The sequence below is a fragment of the Vibrio sp. ArtGut-C1 genome, assembly GCF_002105475.1.
Classification (GTDB): domain Bacteria; phylum Pseudomonadota; class Gammaproteobacteria; order Enterobacterales; family Vibrionaceae; genus Vibrio; species Vibrio diabolicus.
In genome coordinates, this window is record NZ_NCTH01000015.1 from 21,931 (window position 1) to 40,013 (window position 18,083).

5 protein-coding genes are annotated in these 18,083 nt (G+C 45.2%); 2 read left to right on the plus strand and 3 right to left on the minus strand.

Features of this window, described 5'->3' with window-relative positions:
- Positions 1-16: 16 nt before the first annotated feature.
- The 3 genes from B7360_RS14190 to B7360_RS14200 form a co-directional block, all read right to left on the minus strand.
- A complete protein-coding gene (locus B7360_RS14190; protein WP_005395049.1) occupies positions 17-370 on the minus strand; it encodes a DUF2750 domain-containing protein in 354 nt (117 codons plus the stop codon).
- A gap of 167 nt (positions 371-537) precedes the next feature.
- Positions 538-1,152: an OmpA family protein gene (locus tag B7360_RS14195; protein ID WP_065646447.1), complete on the minus strand. Its 615-nt coding sequence runs from the start codon at positions 1,150-1,152 to the stop codon at positions 538-540.
- A gap of 2 nt (positions 1,153-1,154) precedes the next feature.
- Positions 1,155-2,465 carry a TolC family outer membrane protein gene (locus tag B7360_RS14200; protein ID WP_005395046.1) on the minus strand — a complete coding sequence of 437 codons (1,311 nt, stop codon included), beginning with the start codon at positions 2,463-2,465 and terminating at the stop codon, positions 1,155-1,157.
- 400 nt (positions 2,466-2,865) lie between these two features.
- Between B7360_RS14200 and B7360_RS14205 the strand changes: the two genes are divergently transcribed.
- On the plus strand, positions 2,866-14,076 hold the full coding sequence (locus B7360_RS14205; RefSeq protein WP_085343813.1) for a tandem-95 repeat protein: 11,211 nt from the start codon (positions 2,866-2,868) through the stop codon (positions 14,074-14,076).
- Positions 14,077-14,115: 39 nt separating this feature from the next.
- Positions 14,116-18,018 (plus strand): VWA domain-containing protein, encoded by a 3,903-nt coding sequence (locus B7360_RS25255; protein WP_085343814.1) that lies wholly within the window; start codon positions 14,116-14,118, stop codon positions 18,016-18,018.
- The last annotated feature ends 65 nt before the right edge of the window (positions 18,019-18,083 follow it).

The window sequence follows — 18,083 nt, forward strand, 5'->3', positions numbered from 1 at the left end:
TGAGGTCTAGAAGTCGTTATGCAATGTAAAGCTTAGCTAGATCTTGAGGCTCCATTTCTTTGCCTTCTAGCTGATCGTTCCAGTTAGTACCAACAAGAACACCATCTTCTGCAAGAGTTAAAAGCCAATCTTCAACAAAGATATCTAGTGGGATTTCTAGTACAGTGAAGTCAGCCCATTCTTCAACATTGTGCGCTTCTGCATCTTCTTTCGAAGACCAGAAAGGCATGACTTCACTGTTTTCGAATTCAGTTGAATCGCAAGATAGCCAACCTTCTTCATTGCGTAAACCCCAAACCAGTTGGTTTTCTTTTGTTTCTGCAACAAAAAGGTCAAGGTTTGCTTGGATATCTGATGTAAGTTTGCTCATTTCAAAACTCTCGTTGTTATGACGCCGCTAGGGTAACACTAAAGTGCCGATTCCTAAAGCATAATACGGTTATTGCAATGAGTAAAAATAAAGGAGCCGAAGCTCCTTTTCTTATGTCGTTCTAGGTTTATTAATGCTTGTTTGAACAATCATTAATACAGACATTTTTACCTTTCAGGGAGGGTAGTGAATATTGTCCACTCTTTTTTAATCTCGCCTTTATAACCAACGACAGAAGCAGTTACTCGGCGGTTTAAAGCGTGGCTGACTTCATCGGTACCTTGTTGCGCTAGGTGAGTATCTCCAAAGCCAACAATACGAACTCTGCTCGGTTCGATGTTGTAGCTCAATAGCGCCTCACGGACATTGCGTGCTCGTCTCTCTGATAGATCTTGGTTGTGTTGAGAGCCACCAACTTTACTCGCGTAGCCGTGCAGTTCGATCGATGTAGTAGGGTATTCTTTTAAAAAATCGGACAGTTCACGTACTTGTCTTCTGAACACGGGATTGATTTCATCAGAATCATTGGCAAAAAGTATTCTCACTTGCATGTTATCTGATGCTTTAATGTATTCGCCGCAACCGTCATTGTCGACTTCTGAGCCTTCAGGTGTGCCAGGGCACATATCTCGAGCGTTGATGACGCCATCGTTATCTTCATCTTGAAGGTCAGCAATTTGTTCTGCACTTGGTACAGGTCGATAGTCATACTCGTCTTCAGCAACAACCTGTTGAGTAACGGCGAGAAGACTTAATACAAATAGAATTTTCATTGGTTTCATGATTAGTACTCCACCTTTTCATTCCATTCCGTAGGCACATCGACTCGCAAGGCATTTAACAATTGGCCGGTCGCATTCATTACACGGTATTTCGCGTATTGCTCTGAATATCGAGCATCCAAGTAGTTTTTTCTCGCTTCAAATAACTCGTTTTCAGTATTTAACAAATCCAGAAGGGTTCGTTTACCGATGCGATACTGTTTCTCGTAGGCGATAACAGTTTCAGATGCCGAATCTACGTGATCCGCCAGAAACTCTTTTTGCTGAAGCGTTAAATCTAGCGCGCTCCATGATAGACGAAGCCCTTCTTCAACGCTGCGGTATGCGCGTTCTCGTAAATCTTTGGCTTTGTTTAGTTGATAGGCAAAGTTTTCAGCATTGGCGACATCACTACCACCATTAAAGAGGTTGTAACGCATACGCAGCATCGCTGTCGTTTCATCACTGCTTCCTTCGATACCGCTTGCATCATCACGCCACGTTTGAGCCGCTTCTACAGATATCGTTGGATAGTAAGTTCCCTTAGATTGCTTATATTGGAACTTAGCTGAGTCTACATCTGCCATCGAAATTTTGATTACTGGATGCGATTCAAATGCCAAGTCAATTGCTTCATCTATGGTGTAGGGAATAAAGTTCTGGTCCGCTCGCGGAAAAATCAATCCTTGTGGGGACTGTCCGACAAGGCGTGTAAACGTGGTGTGGCTGTCATATAAGTTGTTCTGAGCCGCCACCAAGTTACCGTGAGCTTTTGCTAAACGAGCTTCTACTTGAGTTAGGTCAGCGGTAGACCCAAGTCCTGAGTTAACTCGCTTTTTAATGTCTTCGTAGATCTTCTTATGAACCTTCAAGTTGTTTTCTGAAAGTGTAAGAATTTCATAAGCTTTTACTGAATCTAAGTAAACCTTTGCCACTTCGAGTGCCGTGTCTTGAGCATCAGCGAGCAGTTGATAACGAACTGATTCTGCGTCAGCTGCTGTTCGATCCATATCGTTAAGTGTCGCAGAACCGTCCCATATCAACTGGGTTAGTGTCACGGTCGCTTCTTTTCTTGTCAGATCCGTTGAATCTCGCCCTGCTTCTGCTGGGTTAATGCCTTCATAACCGATACCGGCGTCTAAATCTACGGATGGGAGGTAAGCACCGCCAGATGCTTCATTCACATACTGCTTGCTAACGAATTCATTGAACGCACTTTTGATGTCAGGATTGGTTTTTAATGTGTTTTCAACCGCTTGCTCTAGTGTTTGCCCAAAAGCATGACTAGCTGCGAACACACCAATGCAAAAGGCGTTGGCACGAGTCCACTTCACTGTGATTCTCCTAGATAATAATAAAATTTCTCGAGGTGAGAGGGCTTATAAGTGGGATACCTATAAGGGCGTCAATAATTTAGCGCACAATAACATTAATACACGATGAAGTAACCTGTTGATTCATTGTTCATTTGTTTCATTCTTGATAAATCAATTCATTTGGTGGGTCTAAATTTTGAATAAGGATCCCGATTTTAAAGTGAAATTGATGTTTAACAAGAGTTGAGTGGCTTTTATTAAAACAAGATAAATATGCGCATAGATTCCTATTGATGTATGACACATAATTACTTAATTGAGCATCAAATTGCTGTTATTGCACTATATAATCAGGCAATATATAGCAAATTAGTATTGTTAGTCAAAAACTTGACAGTTATTTAGGGTTAAGATTTATATGGATCGTACAGCGTTAGTGTCACTCGGTAATCAAGTCGTCGTAATAGGTTTAGATGGGGAGCTGAGAGTCCTAACAGAAGGACAACAGCCCCTACCAGGTGAAGTGGTAGTGGCAACGACAGATGCTGCACCTCTAAATTTGAACATTCAACTAACTGAAGAGCAAGGCTCAAAAGATATTTCTGATGATGTGGCACGAATTATTGGTGCTATTGAGCAAGGTCAAGACCCTTCTATAGTTGATGAAGAACTCGCGCCAGCTGCGGGTGAAAACAGTGGTTCAAGTTTACAAAATAGTGCCACGATTGCACGGGATGGCACTGAAGTACTGGCCTCAACAAATTTTGAAACTATTGGCTTGGAATCCCTCGGTTTATCTGAAACACAAGCGTTGACCTTAAATGACTTTTTCGCAACAAATATAGAAACCAGTGGAGATGGCTCAAATAAACCACTTACTAATTCTCCAGTGACATTAAGCGCTATCGAAGAAGATAGCGATCCCATCACGATAACTACCGAAGAATTACTATCGAATGTCGATATTGAAGATGCTGATACTCTTATCGTTACAAACGTCACTATTGAGAGTGGGAATGGCACTTTAATTGATAACAACGATGGATCTTGGACTTATATCCCAGAAGCTGATGATGATACTGAAGTGTCATTCTCCTATGACATCATTGATGACGATGGGGGTGTTATTAATGGCAATGCTAATTTAGATATTAAGCCTGTTAATGACGCGCCAATAGCGACTAACGATGCGATTCAAACTGACGAAGATTCCCAGGTTGTAATTGATGTGCTCGCTAACGACAGTGACATTGAAGGTGACGATTTATCCATTACTTCTGCTTCTGTATCAGAAAAGCAAGGTATCGTTGAGATTGTCGATGGTAAGCTTGTTTTCACTCCGGCTGAAAACTTCAATGGTAATGCAACTATTAGCTACACCATCTCAGATGGTGAGCTAGAGGATGAAGCTCAAGTCTCGGTAACAGTAAACTCAGTTAACGATGCGCCTATTGCCCTTAATGACGCAACAATTACAGAGGAAGATACCTCAGTAACGATTGATGTGTTGCCAAACGACACTGACATCGATGGTGATACGTTAAGCATTGAATCGGCGTCTGTGCCGAGTGACCAAGGTCAAGTCGAGATTATTGACGGCAAGCTTGTATTTACGCCAACTGAGAACTTCAATGGCGACGCTGAGATCACTTACACCGTCACCGATGGTTCGCTGACTGACCAAGCGACGGTCACCGTCACCGTGAATGCGGTGAACGACACACCTGTGGTTGAAAGCAACATCGCAGACCAAACCTTGGCGGAAGATTTCACGCCATACACCATCGATCTAAATACCGCTTTCAGCGATGTGGATAACGCCGATGGCGAGTTAACGTTTAGCGTCTCTGGCAACAGCAACATTCAAGTTGCGATCGTCAATGGCATTGCTACGTTCACTCCAACCGCGGACTGGAACGGCTCAGAAATCCTAACGTTTACTGCCACTGATCCAAGCGGTGAAAGCGTTAGCCAAACCGTGAACTTCACGGTTGCGCCTGTGGCGGACATCGTGGCAGACAAAGCGACGGTTGTGGAAGACACGGCGACCATCATCAAGGTCTTAGATAACGACACGTTCGAAGGCGACGACAAAGTGGTGTCGCTTGATACCAATAACGGTCCAGCTAACGGCACGGTCTCGGTCAATCCTGATGGCAGCGTAACTTACACGCCAAACGACAACTACCACGGTACAGACAGCTTCACCTACATTGTCACGTCAGGCGGGGTATCGGAATCCACCACGGTGAGCGTTGATGTGACGCCAGTGAATGATGCACCAGTGGCAAAAGATGACACGGCGATTACTGACGAAGACACGCCAGTGACGATTGATGTCCTGCCAAACGACACCGATATTGATGGCGAGAAGCTGAGTATTGAATCAGCCTCTATACCTAAAGAGCAGGGCACGGTTGAAGTGGTGGATGGAAAACTCGTCTTCACTCCGGCAGAAAACTTCAATGGTGACGCTGAAATCACCTACATCGTTACGGACGGTGAATTGACCGACGAAGCGAAGGTGACCGTTACAGTAAATCCAGTAAACGATGCACCAACTATCAAAGTTGATGCCGTAGAAAGCATCACTGAAGATGCAGTGAACACGGATACGGTAGTCGCAACCTTAACGGTTCGTGATACTGATACGCCAGAAGACCAATTAACCGTTTCTTTAGAAAACAACTCAAACGGTTACTTTGTGTTAGTTGGCGATGAAGTCAAGCTGACTCAAGCAGGCGTCGATGCGGTTAACAACGATGAACTTAACCTAAAAGACCTGACTATCAGCGCGTCAGTATCGGATGGTGTTAATCCAACGGCTAACGACAGTGATAGTTTGATTGTGAATCGTGTTAACGATGCGCCGACTGTTGATAATGTCATCTCAGATCAAGTGCTATCGGAAGACTTCGCGACCTACACGATTGATTTAAACAACGCATTTAAAGACAGTGACTCCACACTTAACTTCTCAGTGTCCGGTAACAGCAACGTGTTGGTTTCGATTGAAAACGGCATCGCGACCATTTCACCAACAGCAGACTGGAACGGTTCAGAAACCCTAACGTTTACTGCTACCGATCCAAGTGGTGAAATCGTCAGCCAAGCGGTGAACTTTACGGTTGCACCAGTAGTCGACATCGAGGCTGACAGCACGGATGTAGTCGAAGACACGCCAACCGTCATTAACGTCTTAGGTAACGACACGTTTGACGGCGAAGATAAAGTAGTGTCGCTTGATACCAATAAAGGCCCAGCCAACGGCACGGTCTCGGTCAACCCTGATGGCACCGTGACCTACACGCCAAACGACAACTACCACGGTACAGACAGCTTCACCTACATCGTCACCTCCGGTGGCGTCAGTGAGTCCACCACGGTGAACGTCGATGTGACACCGGTCAACGACGCGCCAGTGGCAAAAGATGACACCGCTACGACACAAGAAGACACCGCAGTGACGATTGATGTTCTGCCAAACGACACCGACATCGATGGCGATACGTTAAGCATTGATTCGGCGTCTGTGCCGAAAGAGAAGGGCACGGTTGAAGTGGTTAATGGCAAATTGGTCTTCACTCCGGCAGAAAACTTCAATGGCGACGCTGAAATTACCTACATCGTAACGGATGATCAATTGACCGACGAAGCGAAAGTGGTAGTTACCGTTAACCCAGTAAACGATGCGCCAACTATCAAAGTTGATGCCGTAGAAAGCATCACTGAAGACGCAGTGAACACGGATACGGTAGTGGCAACCTTAACGGTTCGCGATACTGACACGCCGGAAGATGAGCTTACGGTGTTGCTAGAAAACAACTCAAACGGTTACTTCGTGTTGGTTGGCAATGAAGTCAAGCTAACTCAAGCGGGTGTTGACGCGGTTAACAACGATGAACTCGACCTTAAAGACCTGACTATCAGCGCGTCAGTGTCGGATGGTGTTAATCCAACGGCTAGCGACAGTGATAGCTTGGTTGTGAATCGTGTTAACGATGCGCCAACAGTTGATAATGTCATTACAGATCAAGTGTTATCGGAAGATTTCGATGCATACACGATCGACTTGAATGAAGTATTCAAAGATTCCGATTCCTCGCTAGAATTCTCAGTCTCTGGCAATAACAACATCCAAATTTCTATTGTGAATGGTGTTGCTACCATCACTCCGACTGCGGATTGGAATGGCAAAGAGACAATTACGTTCACAGCTAAAGACCCAAGCGGTGAAAGCGTCAGTCAAACGGTGAACTTTACGGTAGCACCAGTAGCTGACATTGAGGCTGATAGTGCGGATGTAGTCGAAGACACACCAACCATCATTAACGTCTTAGGTAACGACACGTTCGAAGGCACTGATAAAGTGGTGTCTTTGGACGCCGATAATGGTCCTAAAAATGGCACCGTCATTGTGAATAACAACGGCACGGTGACCTACACACCAGATGACAACTACGTCGGCAAAGATACGTTCACTTATGTCGTGACATCAGGCGGTGTATCCGAATTCACTACCGTTGAAGTCAATGTGACACCGGTCAATGATGCGCCTGTGGCAAAAGATGACACGGCGGTTACTGACGAAGACACGCCAGTGACGATTGATGTCCTGCCAAACGACACCGATGTGGATGGCCATGAGCTGTCTATTCAATCGGCGTCAGTGCCGAGTGTTCAAGGTACAGTCGAAATTATTGATGGCAAACTGGTGTTCACACCGGCAGAAAACTTCAATGGCGACGCTGAAATCACCTACATCGTTACGGACGGTGAATTGACCGACGAAGCGAAGGTGACCGTTACCGTTAACCCAGTGAACGATGCGCCAACCATCAAGGTTGATGCCGTGGATAGCATCACTGAAGATGCAGTGAACACGGATACGGTAGTGGCGACGCTGGAATTCGCTGATACTGATACGCCAGAAGATCAATTAAACGTTTCTTTAGAAAACAACTCAAACGGCTATTTCGTGTTGGCTGGCAATGAAGTCAAGCTAACTCAAGCGGGCGTCGATGCAGTTAACAACGATGAACTTAACCTTAAAGATCTGACTATCAGCGCGTCAGTGTCGGATGGTGCTAATCCAACGGCTAACGACAGTGATAGCTTGGTTGTGAATCGTGTTAACGATGCACCGACTATCGATAACGTCATTGCAGATCAAGTGCTAGCGGAAGATTTCGATGCATACACGATCGACTTGAATGAAGTATTCAAAGATTCCGATTCCTCGCTAGAATTCTCAGTCTCTGGCAATAACAACATCCAAATTTCTATTGTGAATGGTGTTGCTACCATCACTCCGACTGCGGATTGGAATGGCAAAGAGACAATTACGTTCACAGCTAAAGACCCAAGCGGTGAAAGCGTAAGTCAAACGGTGAACTTTACGGTAGCACCAGTAGCTGACATTGAGGCTGATAGTGCGGATGTAGTCGAAGACACATCAACCATCATTAATGTCTTAGGTAACGACACGTTCGAAGGCACTGATAAAGTGGTGTCTTTGGGCGCCGATAAGGGGCCTGAAAATGGCACCGTCATCGTAAATAACGACGGCACGATAACCTACACACCTGATGATAACTACGTCGGTAACGATACTTTCACTTACATCGTGACATCAGGTGGAGTGTCTGAATCCACCACCGTTGAAGTCAATGTAACACCGGTCAATGACGCGCCAGTGGCAAAAGATGATACCGCTGTTACTGACGAAGACACACCAGTGACGATTGATGTCCTGCCAAACGACAATGATGTGGATGGCGATAAGCTGAGTATTGAATCAGCCTCTGTACCTAAAGAGCAGGGTACGGTTGAAGTGGTGGATGGAAAACTCGTCTTCACACCGGCAGAAAACTTCAATGGCGACGCCGAAATCAATTACAACGTAACGGACGGCCAATTGACCGACGAAGCGAAAGTAACTGTTACAGTAAATCCAGTAAACGATGCGCCAACGATCAAGGTTGATGCCGTAGAAAGCATCACTGAAGACGCAGTGAGCACTGATACGGTAGTCGCAACCTTAACGGTTCACGATACTGACACGCCGGAAGATGAGCTTACGGTGTTGCTAGAAAACAACTCAAACGGTTACTTCGTGTTGGTTGGCAATGAAGTCAAACTAACTCAAGCGGGCGTCGATGCAGTTAACAACGATGAACTCAACCTTAAAGACCTGACTATCAGCGCGTCAGTGTCGGATGGTGTTAATCCAACGGCTAGCGACAGTGATAGCTTGGTTGTGAATCGTGTTAACGATGCGCCAACAGTTGATAATGCCATTACAGATCAAGTGTTATCGGAAGATTTCGATGCATACACGATCGACTTGAATGAAGTATTTAAAGATTCCGATTCCTCGCTAGAATTCTCAGTCTCTGGCAATAACAACATCCAAGTCTCTATTGTGAATGGCGTTGCTACCATTACTCCGATTGCGGATTGGAATGGCAAAGAGACAATTACGTTCACAGCTAAAGACTCAAGTGGTGAAAGCGTTAGTCAAACGGTGAACTTCACCGTAGCGCCTGTGGCGGACATCGTGGCAGACAAAGCGACGGTTGTGGAAGACACGCCAACCATCATTAACGTCTTAGGTAACGACACGTTTGACGGCGACGATAAAGTGGTGTCGCTTGATACCAGTAAAGGCCCAGCTAACGGTACAGTCTCCGTCAACCCTGATGGCAGCGTAACCTACACGCCAAACGACAACTACCACGGTACAGACAGCTTCACCTACATCGTTACGTCCGGTGGGGTATCGGAGTCCACCACGGTGAACGTCGATGTCACACCAGTGAACGATGCGCCAGTGGCAAAAGATGACGCGGCAACAACACAAGAAGATACCGCTGTCACGATTGATGTTCTGCCAAACGACACCGATATTGATGGCGATAAGCTGTCGATTGACTCGGCATCTGTGCCGAGTGACCAAGGTACAGTTGAAATTGTTGACGGCAAGTTGGTCTTCACACCGGCCGAGAACTTCAATGGTGACGCCGAAATTACTTACACCGTCACCGATGGTGCACTGACTGACCAAGCGACGGTCAACGTCACCGTGAATGCCGTAAACGACACGCCTGTGGTTGAAAGCAACATCGCAGACCAAACTTTGGCGGAAGACTTTACGCCATACACCATCGATCTAAATACCGCTTTCAGCGATGTGGATAACGTTGATGGCGAGTTAACGTTTAGCATCTCTGGCAATAGCAACATTCAAGTGGCGATCGTCAACGGCTTTGCTACGTTCACTCCAACGGCAGACTGGAACGGTTCAGAAACCCTAACGTTTACGGCTACCGATCCAAGTGGTGAAAGCGTCAGCCAAACGGTGAACTTCACGGTAGCGCCTGTGGCAGACATCGTGGCAGATAAAGCGACGGTTGTGGAAGACACGCCGACCATCATCAAGGTCTTAGGAAACGATACGTTCGAAGGCGACGATAAAGTGGTGTCGCTAGATTCCAATAACGGCCCAGCCAACGGCACGGTCTCGGTCAACCCGGACGGCAGCGTAACCTACACGCCAAACGATAACTACCACGGGGCAGATAGCTTCACCTACATCGTTACATCTGGGGGCGTCAGTGAATCCACCACGGTGAACGTCGATGTGACGCCAGTGAACTATACGCCAATGGCGAAAGATGACACGGCAACAACACAAGAAGATACCGCTGTCACGATTGATGTTCTGCCAAACGATACTGATGTGGATGGCGACAAGCTGAGTATTGAATCAGCCTCTGTACCTAAAGAGCAGGGTACGGTTGAAGTGGTGAATGGCAAACTGGTGTTCACACCGGCAGAAAACTTCAATGGTGATGCTGAGATCACTTACACCATCACCGACGGTGTGCTGACTGACCAAGCGAAGGTGATCGTTACCGTTAACCCAGTAAACGATGCACCGACTATCAAGGTTGATGCCGTGGAAAGCATCACTGAAGACGCAGTGAGCACTGATACGGTAGTGGCGACGTTGGAAGTCGCTGATTCTGATACGCCAGAAGACCAATTGACCATCTCTTTAGAAAACAACTCAAACGGTTACTTTGTGTTAGTTGGCGATGAAGTCAAGCTGACTCAAGCGGGTGTTGACGCGGTTAACAACGATGAACTCAACCTTAAAGACCTGACTATCAGCGCGTCAGTGTCGGATGGTGTTAATCCAACGGCTAGCGACAGTGATAGCTTGGTTGTGAATCGTGTTAACGATGCGCCAACAGTTGATAATGTCATTACAGATCAAGTGTTATCGGAAGATTTCGCGACCTACACGATTGATTTAAACGACGCATTTAAAGACAGCGACTCCGTGCTTAGCTTCTCAGTAGCCGGTAACAGCAACGTGTTGGTTTCGATTGAAAATGGCATCGCGACCATCTCACCAACGGCAGACTGGAACGGATCAGAAATCCTAACCTTTACGGCTACCGATCCAAGCGGCGAGAGTGTTAGTCAAACCGTGAACTTTACGGTTGCGCCTGTGGCGGACATCGTGGCAGACAAAGCGACGGTTGTGGAAGACACGCCAACCATCATTAACGTCTTAGGTAACGACACGTTTGACGGCGACGATAAAGTGGTGTCGCTGGATACCAATAACGGCCCAGCCAACGGCACGGTCTCGGTCAACCCTGATGGTAGCGTAACCTACACGCCAAACGACAACTACCACGGTACAGACAGCTTCACCTATATCGTCACCTCTGGTGGTGTCAGTGAATCCACCATTGTTAAAGTTGATGTCACGCCAGTAAACGACAAACCTGACAGTGAAGACTTTAAGCATGTGGCCGATGATCAGCTTACGCACGTTGTGTTTGATACCGATACGAAGCCTCTGGGTAGCGGTGACTCTCAAGATCATATCGCGGATGTTGAAGACGACTTAAAAGGCAACGATCTACATGTCCGAATTACTGAACTGCCAACCTCAGGTACGTTGTTCTTTAAAGATAGTGATGGTGAGTTGCACGAAATTAAAGAAGTTAGCGATACGCTTTATGACAAAGACAGCCTTTACTATGAAGCTGATAATGTTGGCTTCTTATTAGGTATCAAAGATCGTCCAAATACGCCTAATGGCTCGGAATCTACAACAGATTTCAATAACTGGGGATTAAGTGAGGATGGTGGTCCATCACATTCCCGTACTGAGCATTTAGCAAATGGAGCCTCTATCACCATTTCTTCTGATAGCGATGAGCTTGCGCAATACAACCGCCAGGTGTCACACATCGGCAATGGTATCGCTGACAATGATGGGCAGGGTATTGAGAAAGGTGAAACGATTACGATCGATTTGTCTAATAACCCTGTGGGCAGCGTAAACCTTGGTCTAGATGGACTAGGTGGATTGTTTGATTACGGTGATGACAACGCAGCACTTATTACGGTTACATACTTAGATTCAAATAATGTCCAACAGACTCAAACGTTCGAGTTTTTGAAGCCTGAAGGCAACTTCATGCTATTCCAAGAAACAAGCGTTGGTTATGGGAAAGAGCTAGCTCTTCCTGAAGGTTCGGTCATTACTCAGTTAGATTTTTCTACGAAAAATGAAGGTAACTGGGAGTTACGTTATGTAGAAGGTGTTCCTGCCGAAGACAGCTTTGGATATGTGGCCGTCGACTCTGAAAGTGGCGTTAGTGATCCATCTACAGTCAATATTGTTAACGAAATGCTAGATGGTAATGTTGCTGAAAATGGGCCAAGCCTGTCTGTGGTCGGTGATAGTGTGACCGAGGGTGACAATGTCACGTTTTCGGTTGTTCTAGATGAAGTCACCAGTACTGCTGTTAAGTACCAAGTTGATATGCTTGCTCAAGGTTCTTCAGTTGATAAGAATGACGTAAATCTATCAAATGCAACCTACACAAATGGTGTTGTTTTCTTAGGTGGTTACTTGATTGTTCCTGCAGGTATAAGTAGCTTCGAAATATCGATTCCGACTATTGATGATTTGGTTGTGGAAAGCAGCGAAACGATCGTTCTTGAGATCGGCGGTGAAACGGGGACGGCAACAGTTCTTGATAATGATAGTACAGAACTTAGCGTAGTAGATGCCGGCGATGTCATTGAAGGAACTGACGCAATATTTACCGTTTTACTCTCTAACCCTGTTCAAGAGGCCGTTGTCGTCAATCTGAAGTCAACAACAAATGATAGCTATACTGCGGAAGATGTTGATTTAGGCACTATGGTAGTGACCTATGTGGATACTCATGGTCAAACTCAAACATTAGATATAGCGCCTAATGGAGACGTTACTATACCTCCAGGTGTCGCTGAAATTAAAGTCGCAGTCCCGACCAAACTAGATAATGTCCATGAAGGTGATGAGAGCTTTGGTCTGACGGTTACGGAAATCGGTAGTGTCACCAGTAATGGTATTGCAACTGGTAACGCAAATATTGTGGATTCTGATCCTGCACCTTTAGTTAGTATTAGTGCCGATCAAAACAGCGTAAATGAAGGTGAAACGGCAGGCTTTACGCTGACACTTGATAAAGTTGCAGATGAGAGTGTTACGGTTCATGTCGAATATAGTGGCGTGGCCCAAGATGGAAAAGATTTTGTTGGCGTTCTGAGTGTTGAAGTTCCTGCGGGTCAATCTTCAGCTGCTCTTGACTTACTGACGCTCACCGATGGTATTTATGAGGGCGCAGAATCTTTCACAGTAACCATTAAAGAGGTGGATGGCGCTGATGCGAGCATTGCTTCAAATAACAGCGCAAGTGTTGTGATCGTTGATGCCCAAAGTGCACCGAAAGTGACTATTAGCTCAGATCAACCCTCAGTTGATGAAGGTAGTGATGCAAAATTTATCGTCAACATTGACCAAAAAGCAGATGAAGATGTACTGGTAACATTCACAATCGGCGGAAATGTTGATGACAAAGATTATATTGCTCCAAGTACTTACACAGTCACGATTCCAGCGGGTAAAACGTCGGCGCCGATTGATATAAAAACTCTCGATGATGGTATTTACGAAGATCTTGAAAACCTAACCGTGACTCTAATTGATACGGTTGGTGCAGATTCGACGCTTGCAAGTGACTCGAATGAAGCAACAGTCTCTATTATAGATGCTCAGCACGCTCCAGAGTTTATTTCTGACGGCGATAGTGCTGGTGACAAACCAAATGATGATGTTTACGACTTCGGGTCAGTTAACGAAAACACGGTGAGTGGGTCCGTTATTGGTACGGTCGTTGCTGAAGATCACGATAATGACGTGCTTGTATACCGCTTTGCAGATGGCTCGACCACTAATGGTATTTTTGATATCGACCCGACAAGCGGAGAGATTTCATTGAACAAGACAATCGATGATGTTGACTTGGGCGATTATACGCTTCAGGTTGAGGTTATCGATGGAACTGGCGGGATTGATACTGCCGAGGTCAATGTTTCTCTGGTAAATGTGAATGATGCACCTGAATCTTCGCCTTCCGCGGTTGAGATGAGTGAAGATACCCAAGTGATACTTGATTGGTCATCATTCGGTATTAGCGATGTGGACTCTAACGTATCAGAGCTCTCCGTCCAAATTACAACGCTTCCTAGCGATGGGTCATTAGAGTATTAAGATTCGCAGGGCGATTGGCAGTCTGTCCAAATCGATCAAGTGCTTGATAAATCGCTCTTTGATGAAAACAGTGTTCGTTTTGTACCTGAATTAAATGAGTCTGGCAGTGACAGTTTCGGCGGAAATCAAGTCGGAGATCAGGAGTCTAGTTACGCTCAAATTGGCTTTAAACCAACAGATGGACAGAGTACCGGTCAAGAGTCAACACTGACAATAGACGTAAACCCTATCGCTGATAAACCGAACTTAATCGCAGTGACGCACGAGAACTCATTACCCCAACAAGAGTTTAACGTTACAACATGGAGCAATGTTCAAGTTGGTTCTAGTAATGGCATGGGGGTCAACGGCGAGACTCTAATTGCAGCGATCAACGCTCTTGATGCAGCAGATGGAACTCAATTGAGTTGGTCAAATGTGGAAGATTTAGGGACTCATGCAACCTTGGCAAATGAGGCCGTTCTAGTCACATCTCTTGTTTATCTCGAAGCTGGATCGAGTTACGACTTTGTTGGCCAAGCAGATGATAGCCTTGCTATCAAGTTGGGTGGTACGTTACTTGATCAAGCTCGTTGGGGTAGCGACAGTGGTGATATTAAGGGTGCTAGCTTTACACCTTCGGTATCTGGCTTTTATCCAATTGAAATTTATCACCATAACCAAAGTGGTCCGGGTAACTTTAATGTGGATGTATCCATTAATGGACAAGCACCTGTCAATCTGAGCAACAGCAGTCTTTACGTAGTTAGTGATGAAAGTGCACTAGAAGCAACTGATATCAGAACGTCTGAACTACAAGAAGTTAATGGTGTTGCGTTTTACGAAACATATCAGCTGAACGAAGGGTTACAAGATACAGCGATACCGCTCTCTGAAATTAAAGCAAGCTTAAACGATACAGATGGCTCTGAATCACTTAAAGTCACGCTAACTGGCTTACCTGTAGGTGCGATCCTTTCAGATGGAAACAGTTCTATTACTGTAGCAACCATTGATGAAGAACTGGACGTGACAAGTTGGGCATTAGATACACTTACTGTGACTCCACCAGCGGGCTCCCATGATGACTTCACAATCAATTTGAAGGCAACGAGTACAGAACGCGCGAATGGTGATTCAGCAGAATCTAACTTGGCGATCAATGTTGTAGTACATGAGAACTTACCGACGGAAACGGAAAGTGATATTGGGAAGGCCAGCGAAGATAATTCGCTACAGGGTAACGTATTGCGTAATGACTCTGATGACGACAATCTTTTGATGGTTGATCACATTACTATTAATGGCACTGACTATGTGGTAGGTGAAAACGTATCTTTGACCAGTGGCACTTTATTAGTAAACCAAGATGGTAGTTACGTATTTGAACCTACCGAGCACTGGTCAGGTGATGTTCCATTAATTAATTACACCACAAATACTGGCGCAACAAATACGCTTGATATCAACGTTGTCGCAGTTGCAGATGCCCCTGCGATCACGATTAATGTTGGAGAGTTAGTAAAAAGAGATGCTGTTGATCCTAATCACAACTTAGCTACTTCTGCGATAGATAAAACGCCTACAGAGAATGAACTCGTCGCTGCAGATCTTGGTTTGGATGATGTCGTGCAAAAAAATCACTCATACGCCGGAGTGATGCTAGGAGACAACAACGACAGAAGTGATACCGATAGCTTATTCGTTGGGACTGATTACAATGACACCTTCTATGGTGGCGGCGGTGATGACGTATTTATTGGCGGTGGTAATAACGATTCTTTCTATGGTGATGATGCGTCCACTATTACAGATTATGATGGCCAAGATACGGTTTACTTAACTGGAAACTTCAGTGACTACAAAATGACCTTCAAAGACGATCATGGAGGTCAAGTCCCATATTGGATTTTGCTAGATAATCGTTCTATCGATTCGGTAAACGACCACACAGGTAGTGATGATCGTGGTGATCACTTATATGAAATTGAACGAATTGTTTTTGCTGACAAAGTCGTTGAATTGAAGCCCGACGGCACCTATGAAGTGCTTCAAGAGCGTTGGATTCCCGTTGATATTAACGTTGATTTGGTTGATGTCGATGGAAGTGAAAGCTTGGCGCAAACTGTTTTTGTGGAAGGTTTGCCGGATGGTGTAGAGCTGTATATCGATGGACATGCCGTTAATCAGGACGCAAACGGTAATTATCTTGTCACCCTGGATGCTAACGGTAAGGTCTCTTTAGATATCAGAGTACCGTTTGATTATGAAGGTAGTCTAGAGTTCCCACTAAGCGTTACCGCGACGTCGGTTGAAGAAGCAAATAATGATGCCGCTTCAACAACAGAGTCTGTTGCTCTTACAGCTCGTGACTATGTTCTAGATTCGGGTTCACATGGGAACGATCAGATAACGGGCAGTGACGATCACGATATTATTGTTGCCGATGTCCAAGGATTGGAGATTATTGCGGGTCAGGACTACAACATCGCCTTTGTTTTGGATACTTCAGGGAGCATGGGTAACTGGGTAGGAACTGCGAAGCAAGAAGTGCTAGATGTGTTTGATGAACTGTTAAGCGCTGCAAATCAGGGTGAGAAGCCTGGAACAGTGAATATTCACCTCAGTGAGTTTGCTTCAAGTGCGTCAGCAGTTATTTCCGTTGACTTGAGTTCTCCAACAGCAAGAGATGAGTTTGTAAAAAAACTGAATAGTGCTATAGGTGATGAGGGTGACGGCGGCACAAACTATGAGGCGGGTTTACAGTCAGCTGTTGAATGGTTTAGCAGTCAACCTAACCCTAATGGCCAAAATATCACGTACTTTGTTACTGATGGTCAACCAAATAGAGCAACGCATCTCTATCATTTAGCGCAGAATGAATTCTCGAAAGTGATTTTGGATGTCGATGATTCTGGCAAGCTTGTTACCCTGCAAGATATAGTTAGTAACAGTAGTTATTCATACGGACAGACGGTCACCTACAAAGGTGACGTTGTTATAGATAGTTACGGTCAGGTATATTCACCGCTAACAGGCAGAACCCTTGGTGATATCGACAGATATAATGGTTCTATCCGTTACTACGATGAAGGTGGCAGCTCAACACAAGCTCAACATATGTATCAAGTGTTAGCAGCATTGTCTTCAGTAGAGTCGATAGGTCTTGGTAGTGGTGTTGATGAACAGACACTTAAGCAGTATGACACTGATGGTGTGGTAGAGTCAGATATCGATGTTACTAAACTTGCTGAAACGATATTGGGTCAAGATGTGCCCCTAAAACAAGGCTCAGACACTATTCAGGGTGGAGAAGGTGACGATATCTTGCTGGGTGATTTAATTGAATTTGGCGGTAATGAGCAAGGTTTGAGTGCGATTCAATCACATGTGGCACAGCAAACGGGTCAAGATGTTTCTACCATTGATGGTGAAGACATCCATGAATACGTTAAAAATAACTTAGAAGAATTCAACCAATCTCACCAAGGTGATAAGTCGGATAACTTATCTGGTGGTGCTGGCAACGATTTACTGTTTGGTCAGGGTGGTAACGACATACTCGTTGGTGGTGAAGGTGATGATATTCTGATTGGTGGTTTAGGTAATGATATCTTAACGGGAGATGAGGGCTCTGACATCTTTAAGTGGAGTGAAGTGACCAACGAGGTTGATACGGTTACTGATTTAAATAAAGATGAAGACACTCTAGACTTCTCCGATCTGTTTGATGACTTATCAAAAGATGAAATTGGAGAGCTTCTTACTGATCTTCAGTCCGGAGATCATACTGGTGATGTCGGAGAGTATCACGTAGAAGTGGCACCAGATGGCGGCTCCGAAGCGAACTTGAGTATTACGAAAGGTGGCTCGACATTGGACATCCATTTTGATGGTGCAAGTGTCGATGATGTGACTCAAAGTCTGATTGCAAGTTTAGAAGCGCAATACAAAGACATGTAGCATGTCTAGCCACAGGTGAAATTGAAAATCAAAAAAGGTCTCGCATTTTGCTAGACCTTTTACTT

Bases quoted from the DNA above. Each gene is read 5' to 3' on its own strand.
- B7360_RS14190 (WP_005395049.1), bottom strand. From the start codon at position 370: ATGAGCAAACTTACATCAGATATCCAAGCAAACCTTGACCTTTTTGTT.
- B7360_RS14195 (WP_065646447.1), bottom strand. From the start codon at position 1,152: ATGAAACCAATGAAAATTCTATTTGTATTAAGTCTTCTCGCCGTTACT.
- B7360_RS14205 (WP_085343813.1), top strand. From the start codon at position 2,866: ATGGATCGTACAGCGTTAGTGTCACTCGGTAATCAAGTCGTCGTAATA.